14 protein-coding genes and 3 tRNA genes (1 of these 17 cut by a window edge) are annotated in these 19679 nt (G+C 59.0%); 4 read left to right on the top strand and 13 right to left on the bottom strand.

Annotation, left to right across the window (positions count from 1 at the left end; all coding sequences use genetic code 11):
* Positions 1-10: 10 nt before the first annotated feature.
* Positions 11-565 (top strand): cytochrome b, encoded by a 555-nt coding sequence (locus AC3WMV_RS09975; protein WP_096795691.1) that lies wholly within the window; start codon positions 11-13, stop codon positions 563-565.
* A gap of 158 nt (positions 566-723) precedes the next feature.
* Here the strand turns inward: AC3WMV_RS09975 and AC3WMV_RS09970 are convergent, their stop codons facing one another.
* Together AC3WMV_RS09970 and AC3WMV_RS09965 are read right to left on the bottom strand one after the other, a co-directional pair.
* Positions 724-1647, bottom strand: a complete 924-nt coding sequence (locus tag AC3WMV_RS09970; RefSeq protein ID WP_103369261.1) for a 1-aminocyclopropane-1-carboxylate deaminase/D-cysteine desulfhydrase — start codon at positions 1645-1647, stop codon at positions 724-726.
* A gap of 161 nt (positions 1648-1808) precedes the next feature.
* Positions 1809-3848, bottom strand: coding sequence for an oxidoreductase (locus AC3WMV_RS09965; RefSeq protein ID WP_103369260.1), 2040 nt, complete (start codon positions 3846-3848; stop codon positions 1809-1811).
* 206 nt (positions 3849-4054) lie between these two features.
* Between AC3WMV_RS09965 and AC3WMV_RS09960 the strand changes: the two genes are divergently transcribed.
* Together AC3WMV_RS09960 and AC3WMV_RS09955 are read left to right on the top strand one after the other, a co-directional pair.
* A complete protein-coding gene (locus AC3WMV_RS09960) occupies positions 4055-5185 on the top strand; it encodes a carbon-nitrogen hydrolase family protein (RefSeq protein WP_103369259.1) in 1131 nt (376 codons plus the stop codon).
* A gap of 3 nt (positions 5186-5188) precedes the next feature.
* Entirely contained in the window at positions 5189-6229 is a 1041-nt protein-coding gene (locus tag AC3WMV_RS09955) for an AraC family transcriptional regulator (RefSeq protein WP_103369258.1), read from the top strand.
* A gap of 386 nt (positions 6230-6615) precedes the next feature.
* On the opposite strand, the gene AC3WMV_RS09950 is transcribed toward AC3WMV_RS09955, so the two are convergent.
* Positions 6616-7497, bottom strand: coding sequence for a DUF2242 domain-containing protein (locus AC3WMV_RS09950; protein WP_103369257.1), 882 nt, complete (start codon positions 7495-7497; stop codon positions 6616-6618).
* Positions 7498-7588: 91 nt separating this feature from the next.
* Positions 7589-8488, bottom strand: coding sequence for a LysR family transcriptional regulator (locus tag AC3WMV_RS09945; RefSeq protein WP_103369256.1), 900 nt, complete (start codon positions 8486-8488; stop codon positions 7589-7591).
* A 120-nt stretch (positions 8489-8608) separates the two neighbouring features.
* Between AC3WMV_RS09945 and AC3WMV_RS09940 the strand changes: the two genes are divergently transcribed.
* A complete protein-coding gene (locus AC3WMV_RS09940; protein ID WP_492561389.1) occupies positions 8609-9802 on the top strand; it encodes an MFS transporter in 1194 nt (397 codons plus the stop codon).
* A gap of 601 nt (positions 9803-10403) precedes the next feature.
* On the opposite strand, the gene AC3WMV_RS09935 is transcribed toward AC3WMV_RS09940, so the two are convergent.
* The 9 genes from AC3WMV_RS09935 to AC3WMV_RS09895 form a co-directional block, all read right to left on the bottom strand.
* Complete coding sequence (locus tag AC3WMV_RS09935) at positions 10404-12275, bottom strand: SurA N-terminal domain-containing protein (RefSeq protein ID WP_103369491.1); 1872 nt, start codon at positions 12273-12275, stop codon at positions 10404-10406.
* 236 nt (positions 12276-12511) lie between these two features.
* Entirely contained in the window at positions 12512-12784 is a 273-nt protein-coding gene (locus AC3WMV_RS09930; RefSeq protein ID WP_008077714.1) for an HU family DNA-binding protein, read from the bottom strand.
* A 148-nt stretch (positions 12785-12932) separates the two neighbouring features.
* Positions 12933-15329: an endopeptidase La gene (lon, locus tag AC3WMV_RS09925; RefSeq protein WP_003223634.1), complete on the bottom strand. Its 2397-nt coding sequence runs from the start codon at positions 15327-15329 to the stop codon at positions 12933-12935.
* 163 nt (positions 15330-15492) lie between these two features.
* Positions 15493-16776: an ATP-dependent Clp protease ATP-binding subunit ClpX gene (gene clpX, locus AC3WMV_RS09920; protein ID WP_003223632.1), complete on the bottom strand. Its 1284-nt coding sequence runs from the start codon at positions 16774-16776 to the stop codon at positions 15493-15495.
* Between the two features lie 112 nt (positions 16777-16888).
* Positions 16889-17524 carry an ATP-dependent Clp endopeptidase proteolytic subunit ClpP gene (gene clpP, locus AC3WMV_RS09915; protein WP_007951559.1) on the bottom strand — a complete coding sequence of 212 codons (636 nt, stop codon included), beginning with the start codon at positions 17522-17524 and terminating at the stop codon, positions 16889-16891.
* Positions 17525-17616: 92 nt separating this feature from the next.
* On the bottom strand, positions 17617-18927 hold the full coding sequence (gene tig, locus AC3WMV_RS09910; protein WP_027614582.1) for a trigger factor: 1311 nt from the start codon (positions 18925-18927) through the stop codon (positions 17617-17619).
* Positions 18928-19325: 398 nt separating this feature from the next.
* Positions 19326-19401 (bottom strand) — tRNA-His (locus tag AC3WMV_RS09905).
* Between the two features lie 76 nt (positions 19402-19477).
* Positions 19478-19562, bottom strand: a tRNA-Leu gene (locus AC3WMV_RS09900).
* A gap of 58 nt (positions 19563-19620) precedes the next feature.
* Positions 19621-19679: transfer RNA gene (locus AC3WMV_RS09895), tRNA-His, on the bottom strand; it runs 117 nt beyond the window's last position.

The following is a 19679-nucleotide window of genomic DNA, read 5'->3' as shown; positions in this document are numbered from 1 at the left end:
GAAACACCGTATGCCGTGGACAAGTTCCGAATCCCGCTACAGCACCGTGTCCGTGCTGTTGCACTGGCTGATGCTGGTCCTGTTGATCCTGGTGTATGCCAGCATGGAGTTGCGCGGGATTTTTCCCAAAGGCAGTGGCGGCCGCTCGCTGATCCGCGAAGTGCACTACATGCTCGGCCTGACCGTGTTCGTGCTGGTGTGGTTTCGCCTGGTAGCGCGCAGCATTGGCCCGGCACCGAAAATCTTCCCGGCATCGCCACAATGGCAGACTCTGCTGGCGCGGGTGATGCACTGGTTGTTGTACCTGTTCATGATCAGCATGCCGATTCTCGGCTGGCTGATAACCAGCGCCGAGGGGCATCAGGTGATGTTCTACGGTTTCGATCTGCCGCTGCTGGTTCATGAAGACAAGGCATTCGCCAAGCAGGTGGAGCACTGGCATGTGTTGATCGGCAATATCGGCTACTGGCTGATCGGCCTGCATGCGCTGGCGGGGCTTTATCACCATTATGTGGTGGGCGATAACACGTTGCTGCGGATGATGCCCAAGCGCGCGCCACGCTGATGCCAAGTTTTGACCCTTGTAGTGAGGGGATTCATCCCCGATGGGCTGCGAAGCGGCCCCAAAACCTGTGCACACGGTGGATCAGACTCACTGCGTGTTCAATGAGGGGCCGCTGCGCTGCCCTCGGGGATAAATCCCCTCACCACAGGGTTACTCATTCATCTTGTGGTGAAACCTCGCCGCCCCTGCAAACCGCCCGTGTGCACAAAGATCAGCCGGGTGCCTGACTCAAATCCGCCCGCTTCAACCTGCTCCTTGAGCGCCAACAACGCCTTGCCGGTATACAGCGGCTCCAGCGGTAGGCCGCCGGCCTGCTCGGACAGTTGAATAAACTCCCGCAACAACGGATCAACCTTGGCAAAACCACCACGGCTGGCATCGAATAATTCATAACCTGCATTGGCCATTCCGGCTTCGCGCAAAATCGCCTCCACCTGCGCCGCCACGCCATGATCTTCCGGCACCGCCAGAGCGCCGTACACCGGATGTGCACCCGCCTCGGCAAGCACCAGCCCCGCCAGGGTCGTCCCGGTGCCGCAGGCCAGCCACCAGCCGTGATAATCGCTCCAACCCAGATTGTTCAGTTGCGTGTTGACCTGCTCCTTGAGCGCTTTGCAGCCCAAGGCACCGGCCAATCCGCCGCCACCCTCTGGCACTGCGTGCAGATTCGGGAACTGCGCCTGCCAAGGCTCCCAGAATCCGGGCTCATGCCGCGCCCGATAGCCACCGTAACCGAGCCAGTGCAGTTGCACGCCGAACGCCTGCAAATCCGCAACCGTGGGCGTCTGCTGCGGATGCCCACGCAATAGGCCGACTGTTTTGAAGCCCAGACGCTTGCCAGCCGCCGCCAGCGCATGCAGATGATTGGAATGCGCGCCACCCAGGCTGATGATGCCCTGCGCGCCAGCGCGGTCGGCGGCCTTGAGGTGTTCGGTGAGTTTGAACCATTTGTTGCCGCTGATCAGCGGGTCGATCTGGTCCAGACGCAGGATCGCGACCTCGATTCCGGCGTTGGTGAGCCAGTCGAGTTGAAGCAATTCGAGGGGGGCTTGAGGTAGCCAGTTGGCGGGAGGAAGAAGCATGGGCGACTGATCATTCGAGGCAGAGCCGGCATTCTAGTCGCTCACAGGACGCCATCGCGAGCAGGCTCACTCCTACAGGATCCGTGCCATCCATAAATGTTGCGCACACTGCCAATCCACTGTGGGAGCAGGCTCGCTCCCACAGGGGGGATTCGTGGTGGTTAAAGTTCAGCGGCGAGACGCGACCCCTGATTGATCGCGCGCTTGGCATCCAGCTCGGCCGCCACATCAGCGCCGCCGATCAGGTGCACACTCTGCCCCGCTGCGACCAGACCGTCCTGCAGATCCCGCAGTGGATCCTGACCGGCGCAGATCACGATGTTGTCCACCGCCAGCACTTGCGGCTCGCCGGTTTCGCCGATGCGGATGTGCAGGCCTTCGTCGTCGATTTTCAGGTATTCGACGCTGTTGAGCATCTGCACTTGCTTGTTCTTCAAGCCCGTGCGGTGAATCCAGCCGGTGGTCTTGCCCAGGCCATCACCGACCTTGGTTTTCTTGCGCTGCAACAGGAACACTTCGCGAGCCGGCGCGTGCGGCGCTGCTTTGATCCCGGCCACGCCACCACGGGCTTCCAGATGGGTGTCGATGCCCCACTCTTTCCAGAACGCGGTGCGATCGAGACTGGTGGCCACGCCTTCGTGCACAAGGAATTCCGAGACATCGAAACCGATGCCGCCCGCGCCAATCACCGCGACACGCTTGCCCACCGGTTTGCGCTCGAGGATCACGTCCAGGTAGCTCAGCACCTTGGCATTCTCCACGCCCGGAATCGCCGGCACGCGCGGCGCGATGCCGGTGGCGAGGATGATTTCGTCGTAACCGCCCTCGACCAGCTTCGCCACGTCGACGCGAGTATTCAGGCACACCTCGACATTCGTGGTCTGCAGCTTGCGCTTGAAGTAGCGCAGGGTTTCGAAGAATTCTTCCTTGCCCGGCACACGCTTGGCGATGTTGAACTGGCCGCCGATTTCGCTGGCCGAATCGAACAGGGTTACCTGATGACCGCGCTCGGCGGCCACGGTCGCGGCGGACAGACCGGCAGGGCCGGCACCGACCACGGCGATCTTCTTGATCTGTTGCACCGGCAAATAGTTGAGCTCGGTTTCGTGACAGGCTCGCGGGTTGACCAGGCAACTGGTGAGCTTGCCGCCAAAGGTGTGATCCAGGCACGCCTGGTTGCAACCGATACAGGTGTTGATTTCGTCGGCGCGGCCTTCGGCGGCCTTGTTGACGAAGTCCGGGTCGGCGAGGAACGGCCGCGCCATCGAGACCATGTCGGCATCGCCTTCAGCGAGGATCTGCTCGGCGATTTCCGGGGTGTTGATGCGGTTGGTGGTGATCAGCGGAATGTTCACCGAACCACGCAATTTGGCGGTGACCTTGCTGAATGCCGCACGCGGCACTTTGGTGGCGATGGTCGGGATCCGCGCCTCGTGCCAGCCGATGCCGGTATTGATGAGGGTCGCGCCGGCCTGCTCGATGGCTTTGGCCAGGGTCACGATCTCTTCCCAACTGCTGCCGCCCTCGACCAGATCGAGCATCGACAAACGGAAAATGATGATGAAGTTCGGGCCGACTGCTTCGCGCACGCGGCGGACGATTTCCACCGGCAGGCGCATGCGGTTTTCGTAACTGCCGCCCCAGCGGTCGGTACGGTGGTTGGTGTGCGCAGCGAGAAACTGGTTAATGAAATAACCTTCCGAGCCCATGATTTCCACACCGTCATACTCGGCGCTCTGCGCCAGTACCGAACAGGTGACGAAATCGCTGATCTGTTTCTCGATGCCCTCCTCGTCCAGCTCTTTGGGCTTGAACGGGTTGATCGGCGCCTGAATCGCACTCGGCGCCACCTGTTTCGGGCTGTAGGCATAACGCCCGGCGTGGAGGATCTGCATGCAGATTTTGCCGCCCGCCTCGTGCACTGCGCGAGTGACGATGCGATGCTTGAGCGCTTCTTCCTCGGTGGTCAGCTTGGCTGCACCGGAGTACACGCCGCCCTCGTCGTTCGGGCCGATACCGCCGGTGACCATCAGGCCGACGCCGCCACGGGCACGCTCAGCGAAGTACGCCGCCATGCGTTCGAAGCCACCCGGTTTTTCTTCAAGGCCAGTGTGCATCGAACCCATCAGGGTGCGGTTGCGCAGCGTGGTGAATCCCAGGTCCAGCGGGGCCAACAGGTGCGGGTAATGAGCGGCGGTCATCGGTAACTCCACAACGTGCGATCACGGAAATTGCGGGAGCTCTGCGTCCCCCGTCAGTCATGTTCGACAGACTAAGAGTCGCACTGCTGTCACTCAATGACCGAAACTGACAACTTATTGATCCAAATGCGCAGCGCCCCTTGGCAAGCGCAGGTATGCGCCCTACCCTAGTCGCCACACCCTGTACCCGGTTGTTGTTGGTTTTCATGCGCAAACTTCTGTATCTGTTTTTCTCCATGGCCATCGTTGCCGCCCTGACCACCTACGCCATGTGGGCGGCGGACCGGCCGGCGGGGCATTACCTGTCGGACCTGCGCATCAAACTGGCGGTCGATCAGGGCACGCCCGCCGACCGTGGCAATCTGCTGGGCATCCAGCCGGAACTGTTTCCGACCGACTACCAAAGTCCCGAGCGCCTGCACCGCAAACTCGCAGCTTATCTGCAGCAGGCACAGGATCAGGGGCTGCTGAACGAAAAAACCGTGGTGGTACTGCCCGAGCATGTCGGCACCTGGCTGATGATCAGCGGCGAGAAAGACGAGCTGTATCAGGCGCCGACCCTCGTCGAAGCGATGAACTGGCTGGCGGCGAGCAATCCGTTGCTGTTCGCCCGCGCCTGGCTCACTGCCAAGGGCGAAAATCGTCTTGACGACGCGCATCTACGGATGAAGTCCAAAGCCATGGCCAAGGATTACCAGACGTTATTCGGTGGTCTGGCCAAGGAATTCCACGTGACCCTGGTGGCCGGCTCCATCGTCCTGCCCGAACCGAGCATCCGCGACGGCCAGCTCAAGCCCGGCAGCGGCGCGCTGTTCAACAGCAGCGTGGTGTTCGGCCGTGATGGCGTGCCGTTGGGCCAGCCCCAGCGGCAGATGCACCCGATCTTCGAACAGCGCGACGTGATCAATAGCGAAGACGAGCATGCGATCAACGTGATCGAGACCCCGGCCGGGCGTCTGGGGGTGCTGATCGGCAGCGACAGCTGGTACCCCGACAACTATCGCCGACTCGACGAGCAAGGCGCGCAACTGGTGGCGGTGCCGGCCTTCGTCGTCGGCCACGACGCCTGGAATCAGCCGTGGGCCGGCTATAAAGGTTCGAGCACACCGGGGTCGGTCAGCCTCAAGCCCGGGGAAATCAGTGAAGGTCAGGCCTGGCATCGCCTGACACTGACCGCGCAGCCGCCGAGCAGTCGTGCGATCGCCGGCATGAGCGTGTTCCTGCGCGGCCAGTTCTGGGACAAGCCTGGTTCGGGACAAAGCTTCCTCAGCAGCAACGGTCAGCAATTCGCCGATGGCGAAGCCCGTGGCGCGCGTCTGCTGAATATCTGGTTGTAAGCCATGAAGCCGCTGCCGATGCGCCTGGGGGATCTGTCGGTAGGTTTCGTGCACAGCCTCGCTGATGCCGTGCGCAGCCAAGGTGCCGATCCGCAACCGCTGCTCGAACAATATGGGCTGGATGCTGCGCGACTGGCCGAGGCCGGCGCGCGGTTGTCGATTCCGCGCTACATGCGTCTGGGGCACAGCGCGATTCAGTTGACCGGCGATCCGGCACTGGGCTTGCGCATGGGCCAGCTCAGCCGCTTGAGTCAGGCCGGGCTCGCCGGGGTCACTGCCGCGCAGGCGCCGACCGTGCGCGAGGCCGCCCGTTGTCTGATCCGCTTCGAGCCGCTGTACGGCTCCAACTATCGCGGGCAGTCGAGTTTTCACGAAGACGCTCATGGCGCGTGGCTGCGCTTCTATTCGATCAGCCCGTACAACGCCTATAACCGTTTTGTAGTGGATTCGATCATCGCCGGCTGGCTGCATCAGCTGTCCAGCGTCGGTCGCGAGCCACTGCGCGCCGAACGCATCGAGATCGAATTTGACGCGCCGGACTATCGCGACGCCTACAACGTCTTGGGCGACTGCCCAATCCAGTTCGGCGCCGAACGCAATCAATTGCGCCTGAACCTGAACAGCCTCGCACAGCGTAATCCCGAGCACTGCCCGAGTACCTGGCGGCATCTGCTGCAATTGTGTGAACGAGAACTGGAGCAATTGACCCGCACCCGCAGCCTGCGTGAACGCATCACTCAGCTGTTGGGGCCGTTGCTCAATGGTGGCCGGGAGCCCGACCTGGAAGAAGTGGCGGCGCGCCTGAAGCTGCCGACCTGGACCTTGCGCCGCAAACTGGCCGAAGAAGGCACGCAGTTTCGCGCGATCCTCAACGACACCCGCCGTGATCTGGCGATGACCTACATCCGCGACACCGAACTGGCGTTCGGCGAGATCGCCTACCTGCTGGGCTTTGCTTCAGCCGAGGCGTTTCAACGCGCCTTCAAGCGCTGGAGCGGCCAGACCCCCGGCGAGTTTCGCCGCAGTCATCGCAAAACCGCCTGACGCCTTAAAGCTCGGTGGCGTCTTCGGCCGGCTCTGGCTGATCCAGTTCATACGCCTGGAATTCGAGCAGTTCTTCTTGATAGTCGTCCATCGTGTGATCCCCCTGCTGCCCGTTTGAAAATAGCCCGGTCAACTGACCAGTGCCTCGAGCCTATCGTGCCCGTATGAAGGAAAAGTGACATCCCGCCTTCATGAATAAAACGTAGCAGGTGGTCAGGAATTTATCGCAGGAGTTTTGTCGGGGGGAATGTAACGAGATTTGAGTACACCACAAAACAAATGTGGGAGCGGGCTTGCTCGCGAAAGCGTCAGTACATTCAGCATCGATGTGACTGAACAACCGTTTTCGCGAGCAAGCCCGCTCCCACATGGGATGTATGTGTGTGTTACTGCATCGCCGGAATCGGCTCCGATGGCGGCGGGATATTGGTCGGGTTGGCCGGCGGCGTGATCGTTTCGGTGGCCGGTGCAGGTTCAGCACTCGGTGCCGGGGTGATCGGCGCTGACTCGGCCGGCGGCACCACTGGCTCAGAACCCGTTGGCGTCGGCGCAACCGGGGCCGGGGTCGATGCCGGGGCTGCCGGCGTCATGTTTTGGGCAGGCTCGACAATCCCGGCTGGCGGCGGCGCAGGCGTAGCCTCTACCGCCGGGGCAGGTGTTGCCGGCGTTACAGCGGCAGGCTTGGGCTCGGGCACACCGAGATCGGTCTTGGGCTTTTCTTCGATGTGTGCGGCTTTTTTCGCATCGGCTGGCAGGAACAACTCAACCAGCGTGAAGAACCGCTCGTAGAACTTCTGCGAGGTCACGGTTTCGCTGGCGACCTTGACCATCGAATCGTCCGAAGAACCGATCGGCATCGACACCGAACCCAATACGCCAACCCCGAGACTGGCGGAGTTGTTGGTCTTCTTCAACGCGTAGCGATCCTGCAGGGCATTGGCGAACACCGTGGCATGGTGCTTGGCACTGCCATCTTCGGCACACACCACGTTGAAGCTGATTTCCAGGTGGGTTTCCCCGGTCTGCTGGAAACTCTTGTGGCCACTGACCAGTTTCGGGTCACTGCTGGTGATGATGTAGCCTTGGCTGAGCAACGCACGACGGGCCGCCTCGCAACTCGCGGTGTCGGCCACCGGATAATTGCGCGAGAACGTGCCGGAATCATCGAAGTTCTCATGCTCATAGATCGGCTTGTCCTTCGAACAGCCAGCAACAGCGGTCAACAACAGCGCCAACCCAACGACACGCATGGGAGTTGAAATCAACATTGAACATCCTGAGGAAAAACAGTCCGGGGCGTATTGTGCAACAGAACGTGGCCCTGCGGCGCATGGATTGTGTCTTAAAGCCGTTACAACCCTATTGACCCTTGTTTGCCGGAAAAAGTCGCAGCGACAAGTGATCGATGAAGACGCGCAATTTGGCGGTGGCATGGCGACTGGAGGGCCACAACACCCAGAACTGACCGGTGTGCTGCATATGCGCATCCAGCACTCGCTGCAAGCGCCCCTGCGCCACATCCTCATGGGTCATGAAATCCGGCAGGCAGGCGATACCCATCCCTGCCAGCGCCGCATGATGGACGGCTTCGATAGAAGTGGTGACCAGCCGCGTCGGCAAGCTCGGCTCCGGCGCGCCCTCCTCGCCAGTCAATGGCCATGGCTCCAGCTTGCCAGTGGCATGAAAGGTGTGCCGCAAGCAGGCGTGCTCCGCCAGATCGGCGGGAGTTTGCGGCACGCCGTGCTCCCGCAGATACAACGGGCTCGCCACCAGCACCATATGAAACTCACCCAAGGGCCGCGCCATCAGCCGTGAATCTCGTGGCTGACCGGTACGAATCACCGCATCGAAGCCCTCCTCGACCACGTCGACCATGCGATCAGTCAGGTCCAGATCCAGCTCGATCTGCGGGTACAGCGCCATGAACTCATTCATCACCGGCATTACCAGCCCGTGCACCTGCGGCAGGCTGATGCGCAGTTTGCCATGGGGCTGCGAGGCGGAATCGCAAAGTTCGAACTCGGCGGCTTCCACCTCGGCAAGAATTTTGCGACAGCGTGCGAGGAACAGCGCGCCCTCGCTGGTCAGGGTGATGCTGCGGGTAGTGCGATGAAACAGCCGCACGCCCAATCGCGCCTCCAGCCGGGCGATACTTTTGCCCACCGCTGAAGACGACACGCCCTGCAGCCGCCCAGCCTCGGTAAAACTGCGGGTCTCGGCGACCTGAACAAACACCGAAATACTGCCCAGACTGTCCATTCCGCCCCTCCGATTCACGACATCCATGTCCGATATGTTCGGAACCGTAACCCATTTTTCTCCAATGCGCAGCGCCCTAGCCTATGGCCTTCACCCACTTCGGCACATGGACGCTGACTCATGAACGACGCACAACTGACCTCGGCCCTCACCCAGCCAGTCGACACCCGCGAACGATTGCCCCTCGGCGCCCTGCTGGCCCTGGCCACCGCCGGTTTCATCACGGTGCTGACCGAAGCCGTGCCCGCCGGCCTGCTGCCACAAATGAGCGCGGGGCTGAATGTCTCCCAGGCACTGATCGGGCAACTGGTCACCCTGTACGCGATTGGCTCGATGCTCGCCGCCATCCCGCTGACCATCGTCACCCGCAGCTGGCGTCGTCGGCCATTGCTGCTGTCAGCCATCGGCGGCTTCGCTATCGCCAACAGCATCACCGCCGTGTCGGAATGGTACTGGCTGACTTTGACCGCACGCTTGCTCGCCGGGATATTTGCCGGGCTGCTGTGGGCGTTGCTGGCAGGCTACGCCAGCCGCATGGTTGCCCCACACCTGCAAGGCCGGGCGATCACCGTCGCCATGCTTGGCGCGCCGCTGGCGCTGTCGCTGGGCATTCCGGCGGGAACACTGCTCGGTACACTGGTCGGCTGGCGCCTGAGCTTCGCCATCATGACTGCGCTGACGCTGTTGCTGGTGATCTGGGTGCGCTGGCAAGTGCCGGACTTTGCCGGAGAACACGCAGGAAAACGCCTGCCCCTACGTCAGGTCTTCACCCTGCCCGGCGTACGCTCGGTGTTGTTCGTGACCTTGACCTACGTGATCGCCCACAACCTGCTGTACACCTACATCGCACCATTCCTGCAACCGTCGGGACTGGCCAGCGATATCGACCGGGTGCTGCTGGTGTTCGGCCTCGCCTCAGTGCTGAGCCTGTGGATCGTCGGCAGCCTGATCGATCGCTGGCTACGCGAACTGGTGCTGATCAGCACGCTGCTGTTCATGCTCTCCGCCATCGCCTTGGGCCTGTGGCGAGAATCGGCGACCGTGGTCTACATCGCCGTCGCCGTGTGGGGATTGGCGTTTGGTGCGATGCCTTCGCTGCTGCAGACTGCCTCGGCGAAAACCGCTGGAGAGGCTGCCGATACGGCGCAGTCGATGCTGGTGACCCTGTGGAATGTCGGGATTGCCGGGGGTGGTTTGGCGGGTGGTTTGCTGCTGGGGAGTCTGGGGGTTGGGGGGTTTCCGTGGGTTGTTGTGGGGTTGCTGGTTTTGACTTTGAGTGCGGTACTCAGGGCTCGGGGCTATGGGTTTGTGTGATTGGGATGTTTGTCTGTGAGGGGTCGGGCGACTAGTCGGCCGTCTTCGCTGGCAAGCCAGCTCCCACAGTGGGATTGAGTGCAGGCAGTTGGAGATTGGTCGGCTGTCAGGCCGCCATCGCGAGCAGGCTCACTCCTACAGAAAAGCAAAAGCCGACCGCACGCTTTTCACCACTCAACAGGATGAGCGCAAGCTCGGCTGCAGCTCTTGATCTTGCCGTGCCGGCCCCATCGGCAGGCTGAGTGGAGGGGTTTATCCGGGGGTGGGAGCGCAGCGACCGTTTGGCGAAGCCAAACACATCGAGAGGAGGTGCAGCGAAGCAAACCGGAGGCGATGCCCCCGGATGAATCCCGTAACGAAGGAACCCGAGCCACGGCGAGGGCCGAACGCCGGGGCCAAGCCTTTTGGGTTACCTTTTCGGCGTCTGGAAAAGGTGACTCGCTGTAAGAGCGAAACCGCCAGAAGCCACACCCGAAGCAACGGATATTCACCCAATCCCCAAGAGCATGGTCGGCCCAAAGGCCGCCAAGCCCCAAAAACCAAGCGAAAAAAAAACCCCGACCATAAGATCGGGGCTTTCCTGTTACCACTCAGTCAACCATCAATACCTCTTGATGTCCGCCTGACTCTCCAACTGCTTACGGAACGCCGCAAAATCCTGCTGACCTTCACGCGAAGCCAGGAAACGACGGTACTGCGCCTTCTCTTCATCAGTCGGCGCTACCGCTTCATTCACACCGTCCAGACGCACAATCATCAGACTACCGTCCTGCAAGGTCACGCTGCTGAACGTCGGCTTGCCCTTGGCTGCCGGTTTCGGCATGCGGAACAACGCCTGCAGCACAGTCGGGTCAACCCCTTCCTGAGCACGGGTCGCCGCCGTCACAACCTTCCAGTTCTGGCCGTCAACCGCCTTGTCCAGTGCAGTCTTGCCATCGCGCAGACCAGCAATCAACTGGTCAGCCTTGGTCTTGGCCGCAGCGCTGGCGTGCTCTTTGGTCAGTTGGGCACGGATCGCCGTGTTCACCGCTTCGAGTGGCAACTGCTCAGGCTTCAGATGTTCCTTGGCACGCAGCACGACCACGGTTTCCGGGTCCAGCTCGATACCGGTGCTGTTGGCGTTTTCTTCCAGCACTTCCTGACTGAACGCAGCCGTCACCACCGCGCGGTTGGCGGCGATGCCTTCACCACCTTCACGGCCGAATGGCTTGGTGGTGTGCACAGTCAGTTTCAGATCTGCCGCAGGCTGGGCCAGGTCAGACGCTTCGAACGCCGAGTCTTCCAGTTGCTTGGTCGCCTCGACAAAACGCTGCTCGACCTGTTGAGTCTTCAGCTCGCGGGTCAACTTGTCTTTCAGGCTGGCCAGGGTCGGAACTTCCGGCGCTTCAACACCCAGCAGCTTGATCAGGTGGTAACCGAAGTCGGTACGCACCGGCTCGGACACCTGGTCCTTGTTCAGCGAGTACAGGGCTTTTTCGAAAGCTGGATCATAGACGCCAGGACCGGCAAAACCGAGGTCACCGCCATTGTTGGCCGAGCCCGGATCCTGCGAGAACTCCTTGGCCAGCGCTTCGAATTTCTCGCCCTTGGCCAGACGCGCCTGGACTTCTTCGATCTTCGCCTTGGCCTGAGCGTCGGTGGTCTTGTCGTTGACTTCGATCAGGATGTGCGCCGCACGACGCTGTTCCGACAGGTTGGCGATCTCTTTCTGATACGCCGCCTGCAGGTCTTCATCCTTGACCGCAACCTGGTCGAAGAAAGAAGACTTCTTCAGCTCGACATAATCGACGACCACTTGCTCAGGGGTCATGAACTCCTTGGCGTGCTCGTCGTAGTAAGCCTTGACCTCATCGTCGGTCAGCTTGACCGCGGCCGGGTCGGCCTTGACGTTCAGCGAAGCGAAATCGCGGGTCTGTTTTTCCAGACGGGCAAATGCCAGCACTTCGGCGTCGGTGACGAAGCCGCTACCGGCAACACCGGCGCGCAACTGACCGATCAGCATTTCCTGAGCCAGCATCTGGCGGAATTGCATGCGGGTGTAGCCCAGTTGACGAATCACCTGGTCGAAGCGCTCGGAGCTGAACTTGCCGTCCACCTGGAATTCAGGGGTCTGCAGGATCACCTGATCCAGTGCACCTTCGGAGAAAGCGAATTTCGATTGTTCTGCGCCTTGCAGCAGCAGCTTGCGATCGATCAGACCCTTGAGGGCCGATTCGCGGAGCATTTTTTCGTCAAGCAAGGAAGCATCGAAGTCCTTGCCCAGTTGTTGCATCAGCTGACGGCGTTGCATGTCAACGGCCTGGCTCAGCTCGTTCTGGCTGATTTCTTCACCATTGACCTTGGCCGCATCGTTGGTGTGCGTTGTGGCCTTGAAAATGGCATCGAAACCGGTCAGAGCCATCAGTGCAACGATGACCCCGATAATGGTCTTGGCAATCCAGCCTTGTGAATTGTCCCTGATATTCTGCAGCATGCGTCCCCCAGAAACGGTTGAACTTCAAAAATTAGGCAACCGTGGAGCGTGGGTAGAATCCGGATAGAAGAAAGGCGCATCCGAGGATGCGCCTTCTCGTAACTGGCGGAGCGGACAGGGCTCGAACCCTCGATCCCGGCGTTACAGGCGGCTGTTCCAGCGACCTGCTCTACCGCTCCGCTGCCAAGTCAGGCATGACCCCGACCCGGATGGGTAAAAACCTGAAACAAACTAACTTAGTTAACAGCTTCTTTCAGTGCTTTACCGGCTTTGAAACCTGGCTTTTTAGCAGCAGCGATTTGCAGCGTCTTGCCGGTCTGTGGGTTACGACCAACGCGAGCTGGACGATCAGTCACGGAGAAAGTGCCGAAACCAACCAGAACAACGGAGTCGCCAGCCTTGAGAGCGCCAGTGACGGATTCGATTACAGCGTCCAGCGCACGGCCAGCAGCAGCTTTCGGGATATCAGCGGATGCAGCGATAGCATCAATCAGTTCCGACTTGTTCACTCTAAGTCCCCTTATATCTATTTTGAGATGATTCTAAGTTTTTTGGTGAAAGCAAAAACGAGTGCTGAATGGCCTACAGACACTTAAGAGCCGCTTTATAACAAGGGCTCTAAAAAGCTGTCAAGGAAGCCCCCCAGGCAAAAACGTATTAATGCGTGCTAATTCTTTCCTTTGAATCAGACTCACGTTTTTCGTCCTTGGAAACTATCTCCGGAGCCACATCCGGCAAGGGCTCCGGCGCGTATTGCAGCGCAATTTGCAGGACCTCGTCAATCCATTTAACCGGTTTAATCTGCAGATCCTGCTTGATATTGTCAGGAATCTCCTTCAGATCGCGCACGTTCTCTTCCGGAATAATCACAATCTTGATTCCGCCACGGTGAGCCGCGAGCAGTTTTTCCTTCAGACCACCAATCGCCAACACTTGGCCACGCAGGGTAATTTCGCCGGTCATGGCGACATCGGCGCGCACCGGAATCCCGGTCAATGCCGAAACCAGTGCGGTGCACATGCCTACACCCGCGCTCGGACCGTCTTTCGGGGTCGCCCCTTCCGGCATGTGAATGTGCGTGTCGCGCTTCTCATGGAAGTCCAGCGGAATGCCCAGGCTTTTGGCACGGCTGCGCACAACGGTCAGCGCCGCAGTGATCGATTCGACCATTACATCGCCCAGCGAACCGGTCTTGATCAGCTGACCTTTACCCGGTACCACAGCCGCTTCGATGGTCAGCAATTCGCCGCCCACCTGCGTCCACGCGAGGCCAGTCACCTGACCGATCTGATCCTGTTGCTCTGCCAGACCGTAGCGGAATTTACGCACGCCGAGGAAGTGCTCGAGCAGGTCAGCTGTCACTTTTACCGAGAAGCGTTTTTCCAGCGCATGTTCTTTCACAGCCTTGCGGCAGACTTTGGCGATCTGACGTTCAAGGCCACGCACACCGGCTTCACGGGTGTAGTAACGGATGATGTCGCGGATCGCTTCTTCATCGAATTCCAGCTCGCCTTTCTTCAGACCATTGGCGGCAATCTGCTTGGGCGACAGGTACTTTACGGCGATGTTGATCTTTTCGTCTTCGGTGTAGCCCGGCAGACGAATGACTTCCATCCGGTCCAGCAATGCCGGCGGGATGTTCATCGAGTTCGAGGTGCACAGGAACATCACATCGGACAGGTCGTAATCGACTTCCAGATAGTGATCGTTGAAGTTGTGGTTCTGCTCCGGATCGAGCACTTCCAGCAACGCCGACGCCGGGTCGCCACGCATGTCGCTGCCCATTTTGTCGATTTCATCGAGCAGGAACAGCGGGTTGCGCACACCCACTTTTGTCATCTTTTGAATCAATCTTCCTGGCATCGAACCAATGTAAGTCCGACGATGACCCCGAATTTCCGCTTCATCACGCACGCCACCGAGGGCCATACGCACAAATTTACGGTTGGTGGCGTGGGCAATCGACTCTGCCAGCGAGGTCTTACCCACGCCAGGAGGACCCACCAGGCACAGCACCGGGCCACGGATCTTCTTCACGCGCTTCTGCACGGCGAGGTATTCAAGGATGCGCTCCTTGACCTCTTCGAGACCGTAGTGATCGGCGTCGAGAATGTCTTCAGCACGCGCCAGGTCGAGGCGCACCTTGCTTTGCGCCTTCCACGGCACCTGCACCAGCCAGTCGATGTAGGAGCGCACCACGGTGGCTTCAGCGGACATCGGCGACATTTGCTTGAGCTTGTTCAGCTCGGCGGTGGCTTTGGCCAAGGCATCTTTCGGCAGGCCGGCAGCATCGATGCGCTTTTTCAGCTCTTCGATTTCATTGTGACCTTCGTCACCGTCGCCCAGCTCTTTCTGAATGGCCTTCATCTGCTCATTCAGGTAGTACTCGCGCTGGCTGCGCTCCATTTGCTTTTTGACGCGGCCGCGAATGCGTTTTTCAACTTGCAGCAGATCGATTTCGGCATCCAGCAAGGCGAGCACGTGCTCGACCCGGGCCGACAGATCGATTATTTCGAGGATTTCCTGTTTCTGCTCGATCTTCAGCGCCATGTGCGCGGCCATGGTATCGACCAGACGACCCGGCTCATCAATGCTGTTGAGCGACGACAGGACTTCAGCCGGGACTTTCTTGCCCAACTGCACGTATTGTTCGAACTGCGACAGCAGGCTGCGCACGAACACTTCGGATTCGCGCTCGGCGGCGTCGACTTCGTCGATCAGCGAGACTTCGGCGCGGCAATGCCCGTCGACTTCGCTGAAGCGCTCTACAGCACCGCGCTGCTCACCTTCGACCAGAACCTTGACGGTGCCGTCCGGCAGCTTCAGCAGCTGCAACACAGTGGCGATAGTACCTACGCGATAGAGAGCGTCTTCACCGGGATCATCGTCAGCCGGGTTTCTCTGGGCCAGCAGCAGGATCTGCTTGTCGCCCGTCATCGCGGCCTCGAGGGCTTCGATGGATTTCTCGCGCCCCACGAACAGCGGGATAACCATGTGCGGATAAACCACGACATCACGCAATGGCAGGAGAGGCAATTCGATGGTTGTCTTCATGATTTCGCCTCTACGGCGGCCATATGGCCGTAATCAGATGGAATTAAACTTGAAACCAAGATGGGGGCTGCCTTGAAAAAAAACAAGCGCAAAGCGGATGTAAAAAACGACATAAAAAAAAAGAGGCCCGAAGGCCCCTTCTTTGTTCCGGCAGTGTGGACGCTTACGCGTCCGGCGCTGCCTTGGCCGTCGGCTCACTGTTTTCGTAGATATACAGTGGCTTGGACTTGCCTTCAATCACGCTTTCATCGATGACGACTTTGCTCACTTCAGACTGCGAAGGGATTTCGTACATCGTGTCGAGCAGCACACCTTCGAGAATCGAACGCAGGCCACGGGCACCGGTTTTACGTTCCAGGGCACGCTTGGCGACCGATTTCAGTGCGTCGGTCCGGAACTCCAGATCCACGCCTTCCATCTCGAACAGCTTGGCATACTGTTTGGTCAGAGCATTTTTCGGCTCGGTGAGGATCTGCATCAACGCAGCCTCGTCGAGCTCGTCCAGCGTCGCGAGAACCGGCAGACGACCGACGAATTCCGGGATCAGACCGAACTTGACCAGATCGTCAGGCTCGACTTCACGCAGGGATTCACCGACTTTCTTGCCTTCTTCCTTGCTGCGCACTTCTGCGTTGAAACCGATGCCGCCCTTGGTGGAACGGTTTTGGATAACCTTTTCCAGACCAGAGAACGCACCACCGCAGATGAACAGGATGTTACGGGTGTCGACCTGCAGGAATTCCTGCTGCGGATGCTTGCGACCACCTTGCGGTGGAACGGAAGCGACCGTGCCTTCGATCAACTTGAGCAAGGCCTGCTGCACGCCTTCACCAGAAACATCGCGGGTGATCGACGGGTTGTCGGACTTGCGGGAAATCTTGTCGATTTCGTCGATGTAGACAATGCCCATCTGGGCCTTTTCCACGTCGTAATCGCACTTTTGCAGCAATTTCTGAATGATGTTCTCGACATCTTCACCTACGTAACCGGCCTCGGTGAGGGTGGTTGCGTCAGCGATGGTGAACGGAACGTTCAGCAGGCGGGCCAGTGTTTCGGCCAGCAGGGTTTTACCGGAGCCTGTCGGGCCGATCAGCAGGATGTTGCTCTTGCCGAGTTCGACGTCGTCAGCCTTCTTGTCACGCTGGTTCAGGCGCTTGTAGTGGTTGTACACCGCTACGGCCAGAACCTTTTTCGCACGCTCCTGACCGATTACATACTGGTCAAGGATGCCGCTGATTTCTTTAGGCGAAGGCAATTTATGCGCGCTGCTTTCGGCCTGTGCTTCCTGCACCTCCTCGCGGATGATGTCATTGCACAGGTCGACGCACTCGTCGCAGATAAAGACCGAGGGGCCGGCAATCAATTTGCGCACTTCATGCTGGCTTTTGCCACAGAAGGAGCAATAGAGCAGCTTGCCGTTGTCCTCGCCGTTGCGGGTGTCAGTCATTCGTTCGATCCAAATCCGATAGGCTTGCAACACAAGATGAAGGCTATTGCGGGCTTTTTCAAGCCCGCTGGTGGTCGGACCTGCCGACCCACCTTATTTTGAGCTGCTTATTTTACGCAGGACGCTGGTTGATGACTTCGTCGATCAGGCCGTATTCCTTCGCAGCTTCTGCACTCATGAAGTTGTCGCGGTTGGTGTCACGCTCGATTTCTTCAAGCGTACGACCGCTGTGCTTGGCCATCAGCGTGTTCAGACGCTCGCGGATGAAGAGGATTTCCTTGGCATGGATTTCGATATCCGAGGCCTGGCCCTGGAAACCGCCCAGGGGCTGGTGAATCATCACACGCGAGTTCGGCAGGCAGAAACGCTTGCCTGGAGCACCGGCCGTCAGCAGGAATGCACCCATGCTGCACGCCTGACCAATGCACGTCGTCGAGACGTTTGGCTTGATGAACTGCATGGTGTCGTAGATCGACATGCCCGCTGTCACCGAACCGCCCGGGGAGTTGATATAGAGATGGATGTCCTTGTCCGGGTTTTCCGCTTCAAGGAACAGCAATTGCGCACAGATCAGGTTGGCCATGTAGTCCTCTACAGGACCCACCAGAAAAATGACGCGCTCCTTCAGAAGGCGCGAGTAGATGTCATAGGCGCGCTCGCCACGAGCAGATTGCTCGACAACCATCGGGACCAGGCCGCCGGCGGCCTGGATATCAGAGTTCTGCTGAATATACGAATTACGGAACATGCTCTGCAGTCACTCCCAAATAGTTATGTCTTGAATACGCATAAGCCAGCTCGAAGGCTGGCTTATGTGTGTACTTCTTAACGCAAAAACAATCAGTCGGCTTTTGGAGCTTCTACCGGCTTGACCGCTTCTTCGTAAGAGACCGATTTGTCGGTCACGCTAGCTTTCTGCAGAACAGTATCCACAACTTGTTCTTCCAGCACAACCGAACGAACTTCGTTCAGTTGCTGCTCGTTCTTGTAGTACCAGGACACGACCTGCTCAGGTTCCTGGTAAGCCGAAGCCATTTCCTGAATCATTTCGCGAACGCGGGCTTCGTCAGGCTTCAGGTCGAATTGCTTGACCACTTCGGCCACGATCAGACCCAGCACTACACGGCGCTTGGCTTGCTCTTCGAACAGCTCGGCCGGCAGCTGGTCAGGCTTGATGTTGCCACCGAACTGCTGAACAGCCTGCACACGCAGACGGTCAACTTCGTTGGACAGCAGAGCCTTCGGCACTTCGATCGGGTTGGTGGCCAGCAGACCGTCCATTACCTGATTTTTTACCTTGGACTTGATGGCCTGACGCAGCTCACGCTCCATGTTCTTGCGAACTTCGGTGCGGAAACCGTCGATGCCGCTTTCCTTGATGCCGAATTGAGCGAAGAACTCTTCGTTCAGCTCTGGCAGCTTAGGCTCGGAAACGGTGTTGACCGTCACGGTGAACTCGGCGGTTTTGCCGGCCAGGTCCAGGTTCTGATAGTCCTCAGGGAAGGTCAGGTTCAGAACGCGCTCTTCGCCCGCTTTAGCGCCCACCAGGCCTTCTTCGAAGCCCGGGATCATGCGACCGGAACCCAGCACCAGCTGAGTGCCTTTGGCCGAGCCGCCAGCGAAGGCTTCGCCGTCAACCTTGCCAACGAAATCAATGTTCAGCTGGTCTTCGTTCTGAGCAGCACGATCGGCCACTTCAAAACGGGTGTTCTGCTTGCGCAGGATGTCCAGCATCTTGTCCAGATCGGCGTCAGCCACTTCAGCGCTCAGACGCTCGACAGTGATGCCGTCGAAACCGGCAACGGTGAACTCAGGGAACACTTCGAATACGGCAACGTATTCCAGGTCTTTGCCAGCTTCCAGCGACTTCGGCTCGATCGAAGGCGAACCGGCAGGGTTCAGCTTCTGCTCAACCACGGCTTCGTAGAAGGAGGACTGGATGACATCACCAACAGCTTCCTGACGAGCGTCAGCACCGAAACGGCGCTTGATTTCGCTCATTGGCACTTTGCCTGGACGGAAGCCAGCAATCTTGGCCTTTTGGGCAGTCTGCTGCAGACGCTTGTTGACCTGGCTCTCAATGCGCTCAGCCGGCACGGTGACGCTCATGCGGCGCTCAAGAGCAGTAGTATTTTCAACAGAAACTTGCATGGATATTCCTCGTTGCACAGACGTTAGCCGGCCGTTTCCGACCCCAGAATCAAGGGCATGCATTCTAGTGGGTCAAACTCAAGAAGTCACCCTACTGAAAACGGGTAAAAAAACAGCAGGCCATTTATAGGTGTGAATGCAGCAATGCACTCCACCTCGAAGACGAATAAAGACCATCACGCCAAGGCTCTGCTTCAACCGCTTCTATATATAGAAGAGACTGCGAGCCATCTCCCTGACGGCTGATCCCGCGAACATGGCCGGCGGTCGGCACGCTGACAGCAAGCCCCTGAACACGACGAAACGCCCTGCCCTTCGACCCGAAACGCTGCGCGACAAACCATCAGCCGTAAAACAAAAAAGGCGCCAGACTGTTAAATCTGGCGCCTTTCGAAATATGGGGTGGACGATGGGGATCGAACCCACGACAACGGGAGTCACAATCCCGTGCTCTACCAACTGAGCTACGCCCACCATATTGCGTCACAAAAAAGCCATTCAACTTCTTTGCTGAACTTCATCAGGCCTGCGGCATGAATGAAGCTTTAATTGGTGCGGATGAAGAGACTCGAACTCTTACGCCTCGCGGCGCTGGAACCTAAATCCAGTGTGTCTACCAATTCCACCACATCCGCAGATGAAGCTTTTTAAAGCAAAGGCGCCAGATTGTTACATCTGGCGCCTTTCGAAATATGGGGTGGACGATGGGGATCGAACCCACGACAACGGGAGTCACAATCCCGTGCTCTACC

It is taken from the genome of Pseudomonas sp. FW305-3-2-15-E-TSA4 (genome assembly GCF_058787295.1).
Note: the sequence above shows the minus strand (reverse complement) of the source record. Positions and strands in the feature narration are given on the sequence as shown.

Coding starts and splice junctions, on each gene's coding strand:
- AC3WMV_RS09975 (WP_096795691.1), top strand. CDS start 11: ATGCCGTGGACAAGTTCCGAATCCCGCTACAGCACCGTGTCCGTGCTG.
- AC3WMV_RS09970 (WP_103369261.1), bottom strand. CDS start 1,647: ATGCTTCTTCCTCCCGCCAACTGGCTACCTCAAGCCCCCCTCGAATTG.
- AC3WMV_RS09965 (WP_103369260.1), bottom strand. CDS start 3,848: ATGACCGCCGCTCATTACCCGCACCTGTTGGCCCCGCTGGACCTGGGA.
- AC3WMV_RS09960 (WP_103369259.1), top strand. CDS start 4,055: ATGCGCAAACTTCTGTATCTGTTTTTCTCCATGGCCATCGTTGCCGCC.
- AC3WMV_RS09955 (WP_103369258.1), top strand. CDS start 5,189: ATGAAGCCGCTGCCGATGCGCCTGGGGGATCTGTCGGTAGGTTTCGTG.
- AC3WMV_RS09950 (WP_103369257.1), bottom strand. CDS start 7,497: ATGTTGATTTCAACTCCCATGCGTGTCGTTGGGTTGGCGCTGTTGTTG.
- AC3WMV_RS09945 (WP_103369256.1), bottom strand. CDS start 8,488: ATGGACAGTCTGGGCAGTATTTCGGTGTTTGTTCAGGTCGCCGAGACC.
- AC3WMV_RS09940 (WP_492561389.1), top strand. CDS start 8,609: ATGAACGACGCACAACTGACCTCGGCCCTCACCCAGCCAGTCGACACC.
- AC3WMV_RS09935 (WP_103369491.1), bottom strand. CDS start 12,275: ATGCTGCAGAATATCAGGGACAATTCACAAGGCTGGATTGCCAAGACC.
- lon (WP_003223634.1), bottom strand. CDS start 15,329: ATGAAGACAACCATCGAATTGCCTCTCCTGCCATTGCGTGATGTCGTG.
- clpX (WP_003223632.1), bottom strand. CDS start 16,776: ATGACTGACACCCGCAACGGCGAGGACAACGGCAAGCTGCTCTATTGC.
- clpP (WP_007951559.1), bottom strand. CDS start 17,524: ATGTTCCGTAATTCGTATATTCAGCAGAACTCTGATATCCAGGCCGCC.
- tig (WP_027614582.1), bottom strand. CDS start 18,927: ATGCAAGTTTCTGTTGAAAATACTACTGCTCTTGAGCGCCGCATGAGC.